Origin of the sequence: Scopulibacillus cellulosilyticus, assembly GCF_042665295.1 — a bacterium.
Lineage (GTDB): Bacteria > Bacillota > Bacilli > Bacillales > Sporolactobacillaceae > Scopulibacillus_A > Scopulibacillus_A cellulosilyticus.
Genome location: NZ_JBHTCO010000015.1, coordinates 18858 through 32618 on the forward strand (window position 1 = coordinate 18858; position 13761 = coordinate 32618).

Here is a 13761-nt window from a genome sequence, read left to right on the forward strand (position 1 = left end):
TCAAATTTTACAATTTAAAAAAAGAAAGGGCGTGAATTAATTCACGCCCTTTCCTTTTGCAGTTTCTTTACAATATGTTTTAACCAGTTTGTCGTTTTCTCATCAGAAAATTGCCTATATCCGTGTTCTTGAATCATCTCTCTCGCTGCCGCCAAGTCACCATGATTCAAGATTTCTTGACATTCAGCAAGCAGTGACCTTTGAACTTCCGGATTTTCATTTTTCTTAAATTGGCCGATGACGTCCCATACTTCTTCCGTCTCTATACTTTGTGTACAATACGCTTCCAAAAAATATTGAAATTCAGGATACATCTAACTCCCTCCCTTTACAATTGGATAAGAAGTTATAATTTTGTACTTTAGCTTACTGGAAGGATCCTTTTGCAAGACTGTTAATGTATCATGCAAATGGTCATGGACACGCATGTCTGACCGGAGTACCGATTTCCCTGCCGCAAAAGAATGATGGGTTTTTAACACAAGACGATTACGGTGCGATTTGTAAAGCCAATGATTGATTTCTCTATCATGAACTCTCAGGGTATCTTGAACAGCTTTGGTCGCTGTTTCTTTGTTATAGTATGTACTGGCAGCTGTAATATGGCGATCCCTGTGAAGCCGATCTTCCAGTTCATTGTCTGACTTGCCTGCATGCCTTTCCAAAGTATGTCCATTCTTTCCTTCCATCTCATCAAGAATATTGTTACTTACATGCTGAGTCTTACTATTTTCACTATGTTTTACAACAGTTGGGTTACATCCGCTTATTATTACAACAGTAAGCAAAGCAACCCAAAGCAAACGAATCCACTTCATTACTGTCACCTCGTGAAAAGTATACAAGAAAAACGAATTCTTAACAAAGAAATGATTCAGGATTGAAGAAAGGCAGAACCGATTCCCCAAAAGTTAAGGGAAATCGGTTTCTTCATTAAATAATTAACGCTTCGATATTCAACTTGTTGATGTCAAAGTCAGCGTAATCGCCGATACAAAACTTATTTGTTACATCTGTTGGAAGTCCTAATCCTATATCTGGAAGATTGTGTATTAAAAAACGAATTTTACAAAGGATTTTCTTTTTTCTGTGACGAAACCAATAAATTATGGATGTTCTTTTGATATGGGGGTCAAAGAGATGATAGAAAGTCTGGAACGATTGCAAAATAATGTTCGTCAAGTTTTGGTGGGTAAAGAAGAAACAGTTGAAATGTTAATGATTGCCCTTATTTGCAACGGGCATGTCTTATTGGAGGATGTACCGGGTACGGGAAAAACAATGCTCGCCAAGACACTGGCACAATCAATTAACGGCGTATTCAAAAGGATTCAGTTAACGCCGGATATTCTTCCGACGGATATTATCGGCATTCAATTTTTTAATCCGAAAACACAAGAATTTGAAATCAAGCCGGGTCCGGTTTTGACAAATATTTTATTAACGGATGAGGTTAACCGGGCAACACCTAGAACACAGTCAAGTTTGCTTGAAGTCATGGAGGAAAAGCAAATGACGATTGAGGGGGAAACGATTCCGCTGCCCAAGCCATTTATGGTTATCGCGACGCAAAATCCAATCGAATCACAAGGGACTTTTCCATTGCCTGAAGCGCAAATGGATCGTTTTTTTATTCAAATACAATCGGGTTATCCAACCTCGGATCAAGAAAAACAGATGATGAGAATTCATCGAACCGAAGAACCGTTAACTCTCGTAAAACCGGTGTTCGAACTACAAGATATCATAACCTTGCAGGAACAGGTAAGGCATATTCATATTGAAGATGTGGTTGAAGACTATTTGCTTGCTATTGTTCAAGCGACAAGAGAAGAAGAATTTGTGGAAACGGGTGTCAGTCCAAGAGGAACACTGGCACTGATGAAAGCAGCCCAAGGAAGAGCCTTTGCCCGGGGAAGGGAATTTGTCACACCTGAAGATATTAAAAAAATGGTACCTTATGTCCTGACACACCGGTTAGTATTAACGATGGAAGGTGAGATGAGAACAACAAAACGTCAAATCATTGAGAACATATTAACTAGAATCGAAGTACCGCTGGAAGATAGAGCTTTAAAAAAATGACTTGGCATCGATACATACAATATCCCAAGATGATAACTTTCATGTACTTTGTTGGTTTCGGAGCAATGATTTGTGCTATTCTGCTCCAATATACGAGCCTTTTTTTTGCGGGGAGTTGTCTGGTTATTTTGGGTGTCGTTCCGAGGATGTACCTTAAATATATCATTAACAAACTGCTTTTTGTAAATGATAGACAGAAGATTAGACTCATGCAAGGTGATCATGGTCAGCTTCATTTCACTTTTGTCAATGGGGCAAGACTGCCTCTGTTTTATGCTAAATGCCGGATTGCCTTGGACGGTGCAGTCGAAATAGGAGAAGAAGATGCGGAGAATGGCACAAAATTCACAGCGGATTTTTCTTTGGGTCCATTGGAAAAGATCACTATGACCATGCCTATGATAGCGAAAAAACGAGGGATTGCTAAGATAAGGACCTTGGAAGTCACCATAAAAGATCCTTTTAATCTTATATCTGCCAACCTATTTTTCAACCAATTGGTGAAAAAAGAGGTCATTGTCCACCCAAGACCGCTTGCTATTAGGGGATTAACCAACATGATGCTGGCAGTCGAAGGAAAGCTGCCTATGGCTGGCTCCATTTATAATGATCATACAGCACTAATGGGAACGAGAAATTATTCTTTCAACGACCCGTTTCGGTATATCCATTGGAAAGCCAGTGCCAGGACAGGACAATTACAAACGAAGCTGTTTGAAAAAGTGATTGGCATGACATGGACAATCATTCTGCTCATTGAACCGAACTACAATTATATGGCTAAAGAGGACTTAGAACGACAGCTGTCAATAGCTGCTTTTATGATCCAATTCGCTGAGAATCGGGGAATGACTTATAATGTGTTCGTGAATATCAAAATAAAAGGGTCCGGTGAGACGGTGTCAATCCCTGTAGACTCCGGTATTCAACAGCTTATCAAAGCCTGGGATTTGCTTGCTTTTATCAATCTGGGTCAAATCCGGACGAAGGTCAATTTAGCGATGAATGAAATCGATAAAGCTATGATCGATAAAAGGGTCATTATGATGTTTTATATGGGAAATGATCATGATAAAAATCACCTCTTTTATAGAAAATGGTCGAAAAGGGGTCATGTCATTTATAAGGTTAATAGTATTGAGGGTTCTCCGGTGCTAGCCCCGCTTTATGGAAGGGGAGAGGCAGTTGCGAAATAATCAATCTGTCTTTTTGTGGGCGGCTGTTATTTTTGAGTGGATTTTTATTTATACGTTGTTTGTGCCATTTTATAGCGGACATTGGCAGCTGTTTTTACCATTACTAATACTTGCGGTTATTTATGCCATATTATTTACTTTGGTACGAAAGAAATTTCCAAGCGTTTCAATGGCTGTCTATTTTGGAATAGCCTTAGTACCTATGATCGTGGGATACGTGATTTTTGATTTTCACCTTTTGCTTACTTTAATTATCGGCGTTCTTTTTTACTTTCGATCGATTCGATTATTTGCAGAGAAAACATCAGCATCTATTTGGCAACTGTTCTTTGGCTATACGGTCTTAGCCATTTTCTATTATTTATTTATTCACTTTCTCGTTCAAGGCGCTTTTCATCACAGATTCGTCTTTATCATTCTTTTAGCCTTTCAATTTTTAACAACGACTTTGATAATTGCATGCCAAAACCAAATGAGCGGTATGTCTAAAGGACTGCCTTTGTTTATGCTAGGTTTCTTCTTTGTAGCGTTGGCAGCTGCGGGTCTCGTGCTCGTTTTAAAAACTGTGCTGATTGCCGTCATTCAGTTCCTCGTCAAAGGGATAGCTTTTCTGATTATTGAAGGGACATCTGTCTTGTTTAATTGGTTGGTGACACCGTTTGTTTCTAAGGAAAAGGAAGAAAGGCTCAAGCAAGTATTACACGTTAGTGACAATCCGATGTTGATCAAACGGTATGTGATAGCCTACCATCCGCCAAGTTACCTTTCTTGGATGATTATTGGTGTACTCATCGCTTTGGCTATAATCATTATGCTTTTTCTTAGGAAACGAAAACTGCTTTTGGATAATGGACAGATGAATGCACACAGTCATTTGATTGGTGACACCATTAATATAGATGTAAAGAAACGGTCTATAAATAGAAAAAGACGCCACCACCCTCCCAAAGATCCAGTCAGATTAGGTATGTATAAGATGCAAAACTTTGCTCGCAAGATTGGGTTAGGGCGCTATTCGCATGAATCACTTGATGAATGGTTAAGTCGGACCGGTCTTTTAAGATCATCAGGCAGCGTGAAAGACTTCTATGATAAAACACGATATGGCGGAAAAGAGCTGACTAAAGAGGAATTGGTCGATTATAACGCGACATTAAAACAGATGAAAGAGGATTTTAAAAATCAGATAAACATTGAAACGAATCATGTGAATGGGAATAAATAATCCTTTGAGGTACCGCTCACCAATTGGACAGAACCGATTCCCCAAAAGTTAAGGGAAATCGGTTTCTTCATTAAATAATTAACGCTTCGATATTCAATTTGATAGTGTCAAAGTCAGCGTAACGGCCGATACAAAACTTATTTATTACATCTAAGTCCATTGATTATTATTGCTTTTTACAATCGGTATCCATATTTCGCTCTTAAAAGTCGGTGATGTTATATCTTTATTCTCATTCCACAGAATTTCAGGACCTTCTATTTGTTCATAATTTGAGGATGGAAACCATTCGGATTGAACTACTTCCACCTAGCCTAGCTTGAGGTGGGAGATTCCAGTTAGAGAAACTTGGAACCCCCTCCGTTCAACAAGAGGGTACAACCATACCTATTATCCGACGTATTTCTTCGAATGACCAGTTTGTGTCTTCTTTTTAAGCAAGCACAAGAAGGTTCACCATCTTCAAATAAGTATAGAGGTTTCATACAGCACTCATTATAATGCACCCAGCTCCTAGAATAGCCATCTGCTCCGGCGACTAGAGTAAAAGACTGGTACAATGGTGCTTTGATATCAAGCTAATGCCTTAAATAATTTTTTGCGTTCATTTTCTGTGAGATTGTGATCATGCAGGTTAATACTTTGATGAGGGGTATTGACATTGAAAAGTGTGTAAAAAAGATGAGTTCGAACGTTTAGCTTTTTGTTTAACGTGTGCCAATGACGCCAATGATGAATATTATGACGATCGATATATTGATGAAAGATCCTTGGTGGTTTATCTTTGTATCCGAGACCTCGCCTTCCTATAGTGAATGCGGCGGCTTGATGAATAGATATACCAAATTTGCGCATATATTTCAGTTTCCCGACGACGGACGTATATTTCGGATTAACTTGAATCACATCGATGCCCATTTTTTCTGCACGGCTCGTGACCGCAATGATCATCTTTTTATAGGCAAATAGACTCTTTAAACGGTTCGCTTTCTTATTGGCATATCTATTACCCGTTTTCGATAGCGTCGTATCCAAAGTTTCGAGAATAATGGGTTTGTTTTTTTGAACGGCTATATCGACTAAATCGATGGCTTTGGCTTCTATGATTTTTGTTATTTGACCGCTTGTTTTACCTTTGATAGAAAACTTTAATTTTCCGCTTTCAAGGTAGTTGCCGTCATTTGTGAGGTCAGCCCAAGCAAAGTGGTCAACATTACAATCCACGCCGATAACGCCATCAGAAGTACTGAAATTAACATATGGGTTGGGTATAACCTCAACCAAACATTTAATAATATAGTAGTCTCTGTGATCTTCAATTGACCAAGAGATTGGTTTGCCATCAATTTTTTTTTGTTTTTACAGGTTTGTTGGGTTAAAATCACGTTGTTGATAATCTCTTGTCCATACGGGAACAAAACGAACGGGATAGTAAAAGCTTTACCTCTAATTGAGGTGAAGTGCAATGCCTGATTCTCTATATTGTACTGGAAAACAAAATTTCCAGATTTGGCATCCTTCCGGCCAGAAATCATCATTTGTTTCGTCCGTGCTTGATGAAAGATTTCTTGCCATTTTTCATGGTTTCGTTGATATTCTTCTATAGTAAATTGTGACTTAAACAACTTTTTACCGCCAAATACGCAACTGGGTATATGAGTTTTATATTTTTGTTTCCTTTCTTCCAGACGGTAGAGACGAAAGACTAAACGTCCGATCCGCGACTTTGTATGTTTAATTTGAACATCAAGATACTGGTGTTCAAACAAATAATCATTTAACCAAATCTGGGTTTCATTCTTTAAAGGAAGGGCAATTATATTGTTTATCTTCAAAAAAGGGCTGTTTTTAGGCAGATGAAGTTTTCCTTTGATTAAACTGTCCTTGACTCTAAAAAACTTTGTTAGTTTTGTTCGTTCTTTTTTTAATTTTTTCTTTATATCTTTTATTTTTTCATCCGTTTGTTTGGTATATAATTTTTGTAACTCTGCTAAAGCCGTGAAGAGAGCCGCAGCCTCTTGACGGGCACTATTGGCATAGTAATCATTCAGGCCAAATTTTTTCTTTAACACTTGATGTAGACTTTCTTTATTTAATTGACGGTCCCAACGTTTTTCCCGGACCAAAGTATGGAACGCAAAACGCTTGGCATGGTTGAATGTTTGCAGGACACCATTTAATTCATGAATAAGGTAGCAAGACAGCTCGTTTTTATAGATTCTTTTCGAAAAATAAGTCTTTTTCATTTTTGCCTCCCAATGGGAACATATGTTCTAACCCTTAGGATTATTATAGATGATACAGCAAACAAAGGCAAGAAAGGAATGTCAAAAGCCCCAAAACATCCGATTCATCCCCCACCTAGCAAAGCTTGAGGAAGGGATCTTCTCGGTTAAATGATAAATACGTCCCCATATATCTTGGAGTGTATCATGAAATGACCCCTTCGCTTCGAATACAGCCCATGTTAAGGCTGGTACTTCCAGCACCGCCAGATTATTAACGGGACATTCTTTGGTTGTTGCTACACCAATATAGTGATGTTGCAGGGGCTATCCATATGCATAAGGTTAATTCGTAAATGACATTTTTAAAAGTCTAAAATGGAAAATGCAGGAGTTATCTTTTAAGAATGTAAATATTCACGAAAAAAAGCAGAGAGTGTCTCTGCTTTTTTGTAGAAATCCCTGTTAAACTAATAACCAATCGATTTAAGTTAAGTAAACTGTTTAAACCAAATAAGCTGATTGACCGCTTGTTTCTTTTAACAGATCTTTTTCAATATTGCCGTCCTTAATAACTGTTACTATATTATTCGTATCCTCAAGTGAGCTGATATTTTCTATCGGATTAGTTTTCGTAATGATAATGTCTGCCAGTTTTCCTGTTTCAACAGTACCTAATTTGTCATCCCAGCCAAGGCATTCAGCGGCAACTTTTGTTGTCGCAACGATAGCTTCCATTGGCGACATGCCTATTTGACACATGAGATTTAATTCTCGCAAGTTTGTTCCATGCGGCATGACGCCGGCATCCGTACCCATGGCAATTTTGACTCCGGACTTATATGCTTTGGCAATACTTTCACGGTGAAAGTCAATGACTTCACGGGATTTTTGAAGCGCGTGTTCAGGCATATCGTCGCTGGTTTCACCTGCTTCAAGCACTGCTACAGGTGCAAGCAGCGTCGGAACGAGATAAGTGCCTTTCGCAAGCATTAATTCGATCGCTTCATCATCTAAGAAGATACCATGTTCAATAGAGTGGATGCCGGCACGAACTGCATTTTTAATACCTTCTGCCCCTTGAGCATGCGCCATAACTTTAATGCCGCGGCGGAATGCAGCCTCTTGAACCATGATCTCCAGCTCTTCTTGGGAAAACTGCGTGAATTCCGGATGGTCAGTTGGACTCATGACACCGCCTGTTGCATGAACTTTAATGATGTCTGCTCCCGCACGCAATACTTCTCTAACCTTTTGGCGAACTTGTTCCGGTCCGTCGCAAATACCATCCGGCATACCAGGATAACTCAACCTCGTTAAATCAATCCCGGAACGCGTCCAAGAGTCCCCATGCCCTCCTGTGATTGTAAGCGGGATAATACTGACTTGCATACGCGGGCCAAGAATCAAGCCTTGATCAATAGCTTCTTTAACGCCGACATCCGTAAATCCAGCGTCACGTACTGAAGTGACACCTGCATTAATAGTACGCTTCATATGTCCGAGAGCTTTGTAGAAATTCATCGAAAAAGGGGTTGAAAGACTTTTTTGCAGATTGGATTGATCCATCATCATATGAACATGAGTATCTATAAACCCAGGAAGAATATAGCCATTTTGTGCATCAATAACCTCAACTTCCTCATCCGGCTGTTTGATTTCGCTCAGCTTTCCAACAGCCTCTATTCGATTATCTTTGATTAATACTGCTGCGTTTGCTAATGGTTGTCCGCCGTTGCCATCGATTAACGTTCCGTTTTTAATTAATGTATATGTCATTTTTACATGCCTCCATTGTATATTTTCAGACTAGTTTAATTTAATTATACTATTTTAATTAGTCGGGAAACAATAGGGTTTGATAGATTAAAAAAAGGTGAACATATTATAAGTCTTAATATATGCTCACCTTTTACTATTATATTTTCTTAAAAATTAAGTCCAAACCATTTAAATACACCTATGACATCTAAAAAGACGATGATAATGGCTATCGGTACAATGTATCTGATCAGTAAAAACCAAAGTGCAAACAAGCGCCTCCCGCCCGTCATGCCTGCTTTAAACTCCTCCCACAATTTCTTCCTCGGAATTTTTAGAGGGGTAAAAATTGCAATGGACAAAGCGCCGAGCGGCAGTAAAATGTTAGAACAAAGATAATCGGACAGATCAAATGGTGTTTTACCAAATATCTTAAAATCGCTTAATACACCATATGATAATGCAGAAGGAATACCGATGATGAAAATAATCATTCCCGTGATCCAAGTCACCTTTTTCCTTTTTGTATTGTCTCCTTTGGTAATAGCAGCAACAATAATTTCCAATAATGAAAATGCGGAAGTAAAGGTAGCAAACAAGAACAGCAAAAGGAAGATGACGAGGAAGACCATACCAAACGGCATTTTGTCAAATACCGCGGGGAGGACAACAAATAATAGACCCGGGCCGGCTGCCGGTTTAAATCCAAACGAAAAAACAGCCGGAAAAATGGCCAGACCAGCTAAAAGTGAAATAAATATATTCATGATAACAATGATTGTCGCTGACTTCGGCAAATTTTCCTTTTTCGATAAATATGAACTGTACGTGACCATAACAGAGAAACCGACACTTAACGCAAAGAATGATTGGCCCAGTGCATATAAAATGGCCTTAGAAGAAAGGCTGGAAAAGTTAGGATACAGGAAAAATTTAATGCCTTCCCCGACATCGCTTAAAGTCAAGGAACGAATGATCAGAATAATAAATGCGATAAATAAAGCAGGCATCATAATTTGGCTTGCCCGTTCAATCCCCTTTTGTACACCTTTTGCAACAATAAGAATTGTAATAAGCATAAATACAAACTGGGCTGCGACGGCAACGGTTGGATTGGCTATCAAGCTGTTAAACAGATGGCTATATTCACCCTTGTCCAAACCAGATAAACGGCCGCTTATCGCTTCTACAAGATATATGATAATCCAGCCGCCGACTACACTGTAAAAGGCAAGGAGGATACAACTGGATATAATCCCCATTATTCCGATCAAGTCCCAGCGGGTGCCTGGTGCAAACGTACGATAAGCTGTTATTGCATCCTTTTGCGACCCTCTGCCAATGATAAATTCCGCTAAAAGCATCGGTAATCCAATAAAAAGTGTAAACAACAAAAAGATGAGAAAAAATGCCCCGCCGCCGCTTGTTCCTACAACATAAGGAAATTTCCAGATCGCGCCTAACCCAATCGCGGATCCGGCCGCCGCCATAAGGAAGCCTAATTTTGATGACCATTGCTCTCTTTGCTGCTTCAATCTTATCTCCTCCTTATCCGGGCTTATTAAGTTATTAACAATATCCACATTATCCACAGTTCACAGGGTCAGACCCCAAAATATAGCCCGCTTGTGTATATCTCGGTCAGGTTATGAACAATGTCCTCTGTAGTGGAGGAGTTTTCATTTCTGACAATATCCCATAAGTACATTTCATTTGCATAAAACCATCCCCGGGCGACAAGGTCATTGTCCACGTCGAGCCGGGCCAGTCCATTTTTTTGAGAATAGGCGATGTCTTTGGCGATTCGCTGTATAAATCGCTCCCGAATGGATCGCCATTTGTTATAAACGTCCCCGGAAATCCTGATAGCTTCTTCAATCACCTGCATCATCGGCTGTTCATTATTAGCCATTTCCAGGAATAAACGTACTTGCTTTTGAATCAGATTGCACGCTTCTTGCTTTGTCTTTGGCTTAAACGGCAGTTCGGCAATCACATAAAATCGATCCATGACATCTTCCATCAGCACGATTAAAATATCATCTTTATTCTTAAAATGGACATACGCTGTACCATATCCTGTTTCCGCTTGTTTAATAATTTGTGAGATTGTAGCTTTTTGAAAGCCGTATTTGATAAATATATCACGACCGGCATCCAGCAGTCTATTTTTTGTTTGAATGGATTTTAATTTTCTTGTTGAGGGTTGCTCAATTTCTTTATTCATTTTACTCATCCTTTTTAAAAAGTGACTTTTTTGATTATTCTAGGCAAAAAATGATACAGCGTCAATGATATGGAGTCATTGACATCATGTCACTTTCATAGTATATTGAATTCAGCAAATATTTTGTACTAGGGGGCTTTTTGCACTTTACCTTATCCTTCTTCATGGTCTGACACAGTTATCCACATTATTAACATTATCCACAGTTCACAGGGTCAGACCCCAACAAAAAAAGAAAGGGTTGATTTTATGGGGATTTACACATTTGATCCATCTTATCAATATGCACTGCAATTAGATAAAGAGGACGAGTTAGCTTCATTCCGTGATGAATTTTATGTAAAAGAAGGTACGATATATTTAGATGGCAATTCATTAGGCTTACTTTCCAAACGCGCCGAGGCTTCTCTTTTGCAAATTCTTGATTCGTGGAAACAGTTTGGTATTGACGGCTGGACCAAAGGAGAGCATCCATGGTTCTATTTATCTGAACGTTTAGGGGATTTAATTGCTCCGCTGATTGGCGCCGAAGCTAATGAGGTTGTTGTAAGCGGTTCCACCACTGTTAATTTGCATCAACTCGTGTCAACTTTTTACGAGCCTGAAGGAACCAGAACAAAAATTCTTGCTGATGAATTAACATTCCCTACCGATATTTATGCACTTCAAAGCCAAGTGAAGCTTAAAGGCTATGACCCTGATGAGCATCTCGTCCAAGTTAAGAGCCGTGATGGGCGAACTCTAAACGAAGAAGATATCATTTCTGCGATGACAGAAAATATAGCCCTTATTGTTCTGCCAAGCGTTTTATACCGAAGCGGGCAAATCCTTGATATGAAGCGTCTGACTGAGGAAGCCCACAAGCGCGGTATATTGATCGGATTTGACCTGTGTCACTCGATCGGCTCGATCCCTCATCAGTTCACTGAATGGGATGTTGATTTTGCTTTTTGGTGTAATTACAAATATTTAAACGGCGGGCCGGGAAGCGTTGCCGGACTTTATGTTAACAAAAAACATTTCCATCGCACACCCGGGCTTACAGGCTGGTTTAGCTCCAATAAAGATAAGCAATTTGATATGGAGCATACACTGACCCCTGCCGATGATGCAGGCGCCTACCAAATGGGAACCCCGCATCTGCTTAGTCTTGCGCCTTTAATTGGCTCCTTAGAAATTTTTAAAGAAGCAGGTCTTGACCGGCTCCGTCAGAAGTCTCTAAGTATGACACAATACATGATGGATCTTATCGCACATGAATTAAAAGACATGGACTTTACAATTGGAAACCCGCTTGAAGATGACCGGCGGACAGGGCATATTTATTTAGAACATCAAGAAGCAGCCCGCATTTGTAAAGCATTAAAGGAAAATAATGTTATCCCGGACTTTCGTGCGCCAAACGGCATTCGTCTTGCACCTATTGCTCTCTATAATACTTTTGAAGAGGTCTGGAATACCGTTCAAATACTCAAGAAGATTATGGTAGAAGAACAATATAAAAAGTTCGAAAATACAAGAGATGTTGTCGCTTAATTGGAGGTAATCACAGCATGAAGTGGATCGACATTTCACAGCCATTAAACAATAATATTGCGACATGGCCTGATGACACACCTTTCTCCTATGAAGCGGCCTGGACAAAAGAACAAACCGGATCAGTCAATATCGGAAAAATAACGATGAGCCTGCACACAGGAACCCATATCGATGCGCCGTTTCATTTTGACAATGAAGGGCGGAAAGTCATTGACCTGGATATTAACATTTATATCGGTCCTGCACGAATCATTGATGTGTCCCAACATAAAAGTATCGGAGCTAAAGAGCTGGCAAACTATGACTTAGCAGGCACAAGCCGTCTGCTTTTACGGACAGCACCGTCTAATCCTTATGTTTTTCCAAATAAGATTACTTATTTACGAGAAGGCATAGGGCCGTTTCTTAAAGAAAAAGGCATCCAGTTGATCGGTGTTGATGTGCCGTCGGTAGACCCTCTTGACAGCAAAGATATGGCCGCCCATTACTCACTATTCAATCATGGAGTTCACATCTTAGAAAATGTCGTGCTTGATCATGTGGAGCCAGGCGACTATGAACTTATCGCACAGCCCCTGCCTTTGGAAGCCGCTGACGGAAGTCCGGTCCGCGCTGTGATCAAACCGATTCAAAAAGGAGACTGACTATGACGAAAAATAGCTTCAAAGATAATGATAAAATAGTAACCGAAAAAGGTATTCATACTGACTTTATTAACCGCATGACCTACGGTGAATACCTTCATTTAGACAGCCTTTTATCAAGCCAAAAGCTACTATCCGGACACCATGATGAGATGCTCTTTATTATTATTCATCAAGTCAGTGAGCTATGGATGAAATTAATTCTTCACGAGGTCAATGCATCCATTGAATCCATTCAAAAGGGTGATCTTTCAACAGCTTTTAAAATGCTTGCCCGTGTGTCTAAAATTCAATCGCAAATCATAAGGGCTTGGGATGTCTTATCGACATTAACTCCGTCAGAATATATCCAGTTTCGGGATAAGCTCGGCCAAGCTTCCGGATTTCAATCGTATCAATATAGAATGATAGAATTTGCCCTTGGATATAAAACACCGCATGTCCTTGCCATTTATAAAAAGGATCCTGAACTTCATCAACGTTTAGATAAAGCTTTACATGCGCCCGGCTTATACGATGCAGCTATTCATGCCCTCGCAAAAGAAGGTTTTGCGATTAACCCGGACCTGCTGCAAAGAGATTTTAGCGAGCCTTATCAGGCGGATCCAACTGTTGAAGCGGCATGGCTTGAAGTCTATAACAACGTGGAAAAATACTGGGATCTTTATGAGCTTGCGGAAAAACTCGTCGATATAGAAGACTGGTTTCAGCAATGGCGTTTCCGTCATATGAAAACAGTGGAACGAATCATCGGCCACAAGATCGGAACAGGCGGTTCATCAGGCGTCAATTATCTAAAAAAAGTCCTTGATCACCGCTTCTTCCCCGAACTTTGGGATCTGCGCACAAAATTATAGTA

General features: G+C 39.7%; 13 protein-coding genes and 2 pseudogenes. 6 read left to right on the forward strand and 9 right to left on the reverse strand.

Annotated elements, in window-relative coordinates:
• Window positions 1-41: 41 nt before the first annotated feature.
• A complete protein-coding gene (locus ACFQRG_RS12370) occupies window positions 42-314 on the reverse strand; it encodes a contact-dependent growth inhibition system immunity protein (RefSeq protein ID WP_380966377.1) in 273 nt (90 codons plus the stop codon).
• Window positions 315-818 carry an RNase A-like domain-containing lipoprotein gene (locus ACFQRG_RS12375; protein ID WP_380966379.1) on the reverse strand — a complete coding sequence of 168 codons (504 nt, stop codon included), beginning with the start codon at window positions 816-818 and terminating at the stop codon, window positions 315-317. It abuts the gene before it with no gap.
• 322 nt (window positions 819-1140) lie between these two features.
• Between ACFQRG_RS12375 and ACFQRG_RS12380 the strand changes: the two genes are divergently transcribed.
• The 3 genes from ACFQRG_RS12380 (at window position 1141) to ACFQRG_RS12390 (ending at window position 4506) form a co-directional block, all read left to right on the forward strand.
• Window positions 1141-2085, forward strand: coding sequence for an AAA family ATPase (locus ACFQRG_RS12380; protein ID WP_380966383.1), 945 nt, complete (start codon window positions 1141-1143; stop codon window positions 2083-2085).
• Between the two features lie 209 nt (window positions 2086-2294).
• Complete coding sequence (locus tag ACFQRG_RS12385; RefSeq protein ID WP_380966386.1) at window positions 2295-3281, forward strand: DUF58 domain-containing protein; 987 nt, start codon at window positions 2295-2297, stop codon at window positions 3279-3281.
• The gene (locus tag ACFQRG_RS12390; RefSeq protein ID WP_380966388.1) at window positions 3271-4506 is read left to right on the forward strand and encodes a hypothetical protein; all 1236 of its coding nucleotides are present in this window, start codon (window positions 3271-3273) and stop codon (window positions 4504-4506) included. Before ACFQRG_RS12385 ends, ACFQRG_RS12390 begins: the two co-directional genes overlap by 11 nt.
• A gap of 150 nt (window positions 4507-4656) precedes the next feature.
• Here ACFQRG_RS12390 and ACFQRG_RS12395 read toward each other — a convergent pair.
• The 7 genes and pseudogenes from ACFQRG_RS12395 to ACFQRG_RS12425 all read right to left on the reverse strand — a co-directional run.
• Window positions 4657-4806: pseudogene (locus ACFQRG_RS12395) on the reverse strand (GyrI-like domain-containing protein); the annotation flags it as partial.
• Window positions 4807-5079: 273 nt separating this feature from the next.
• Window positions 5080-5730 (reverse strand): IS200/IS605 family accessory protein TnpB-related protein, encoded by a 651-nt coding sequence (locus ACFQRG_RS12400; protein WP_380966390.1) that lies wholly within the window; start codon window positions 5728-5730, stop codon window positions 5080-5082.
• Window positions 5655-6752: a hypothetical protein gene (locus ACFQRG_RS12405; RefSeq protein WP_380966392.1), complete on the reverse strand. Its 1098-nt coding sequence runs from the start codon at window positions 6750-6752 to the stop codon at window positions 5655-5657. The genes ACFQRG_RS12400 and ACFQRG_RS12405 overlap by 76 nt, the downstream gene beginning before the upstream one ends.
• An 81-nt stretch (window positions 6753-6833) precedes the next feature.
• Window positions 6834-7046 (reverse strand): annotated as a pseudogene (locus ACFQRG_RS12410) (GyrI-like domain-containing protein); the annotation flags it as partial.
• 189 nt (window positions 7047-7235) lie between these two features.
• Entirely contained in the window at window positions 7236-8510 is a 1275-nt protein-coding gene (locus ACFQRG_RS12415; protein WP_380966395.1) for a metal-dependent hydrolase family protein, read from the reverse strand.
• Window positions 8511-8659: 149 nt separating this feature from the next.
• Window positions 8660-10027 carry a sodium-dependent transporter gene (locus tag ACFQRG_RS12420; RefSeq protein ID WP_380966397.1) on the reverse strand — a complete coding sequence of 456 codons (1368 nt, stop codon included), beginning with the start codon at window positions 10025-10027 and terminating at the stop codon, window positions 8660-8662.
• Between the two features lie 68 nt (window positions 10028-10095).
• Entirely contained in the window at window positions 10096-10719 is a 624-nt protein-coding gene (locus tag ACFQRG_RS12425; protein ID WP_380966400.1) for a TetR/AcrR family transcriptional regulator, read from the reverse strand.
• Between the two features lie 249 nt (window positions 10720-10968).
• On the opposite strand from ACFQRG_RS12425, the gene kynU reads away from it, so the two are divergent.
• The 3 genes from kynU to kynA are packed head-to-tail and all read left to right on the forward strand — an operon-like array spanning window position 10969 to window position 13759.
• Complete coding sequence (kynU, locus tag ACFQRG_RS12430) at window positions 10969-12255, forward strand: kynureninase (RefSeq protein ID WP_380966403.1); 1287 nt, start codon at window positions 10969-10971, stop codon at window positions 12253-12255.
• 17 nt (window positions 12256-12272) lie between these two features.
• Window positions 12273-12902 (forward strand): arylformamidase, encoded by a 630-nt coding sequence (gene kynB / locus ACFQRG_RS12435; protein WP_380966405.1) that lies wholly within the window; start codon window positions 12273-12275, stop codon window positions 12900-12902.
• 2 nt (window positions 12903-12904) lie between these two features.
• Window positions 12905-13759 (forward strand): tryptophan 2,3-dioxygenase, encoded by an 855-nt coding sequence (gene kynA, locus ACFQRG_RS12440; RefSeq protein ID WP_380966408.1) that lies wholly within the window; start codon window positions 12905-12907, stop codon window positions 13757-13759.
• The last annotated feature ends 2 nt before the right edge of the window (window positions 13760-13761 follow it).

Bases quoted from the DNA above. Each gene is read 5' to 3' on its own strand.
- kynA (WP_380966408.1), top strand. From the start codon at position 12,905: ATGACGAAAAATAGCTTCAAAGATAATGATAAAATAGTAACCGAAAAA.
- ACFQRG_RS12380 (WP_380966383.1), top strand. From the start codon at position 1,141: ATGATAGAAAGTCTGGAACGATTGCAAAATAATGTTCGTCAAGTTTTG.
- kynB (WP_380966405.1), top strand. From the start codon at position 12,273: ATGAAGTGGATCGACATTTCACAGCCATTAAACAATAATATTGCGACA.
- ACFQRG_RS12415 (WP_380966395.1), bottom strand. From the start codon at position 8,510: ATGACATATACATTAATTAAAAACGGAACGTTAATCGATGGCAACGGC.
- ACFQRG_RS12405 (WP_380966392.1), bottom strand. From the start codon at position 6,752: ATGAAAAAGACTTATTTTTCGAAAAGAATCTATAAAAACGAGCTGTCT.
- ACFQRG_RS12370 (WP_380966377.1), bottom strand. From the start codon at position 314: ATGTATCCTGAATTTCAATATTTTTTGGAAGCGTATTGTACACAAAGT.
- ACFQRG_RS12425 (WP_380966400.1), bottom strand. From the start codon at position 10,719: ATGAATAAAGAAATTGAGCAACCCTCAACAAGAAAATTAAAATCCATT.
- kynU (WP_380966403.1), top strand. From the start codon at position 10,969: ATGGGGATTTACACATTTGATCCATCTTATCAATATGCACTGCAATTA.
- ACFQRG_RS12385 (WP_380966386.1), top strand. From the start codon at position 2,295: ATGCAAGGTGATCATGGTCAGCTTCATTTCACTTTTGTCAATGGGGCA.
- ACFQRG_RS12375 (WP_380966379.1), bottom strand. From the start codon at position 818: ATGAAGTGGATTCGTTTGCTTTGGGTTGCTTTGCTTACTGTTGTAATA.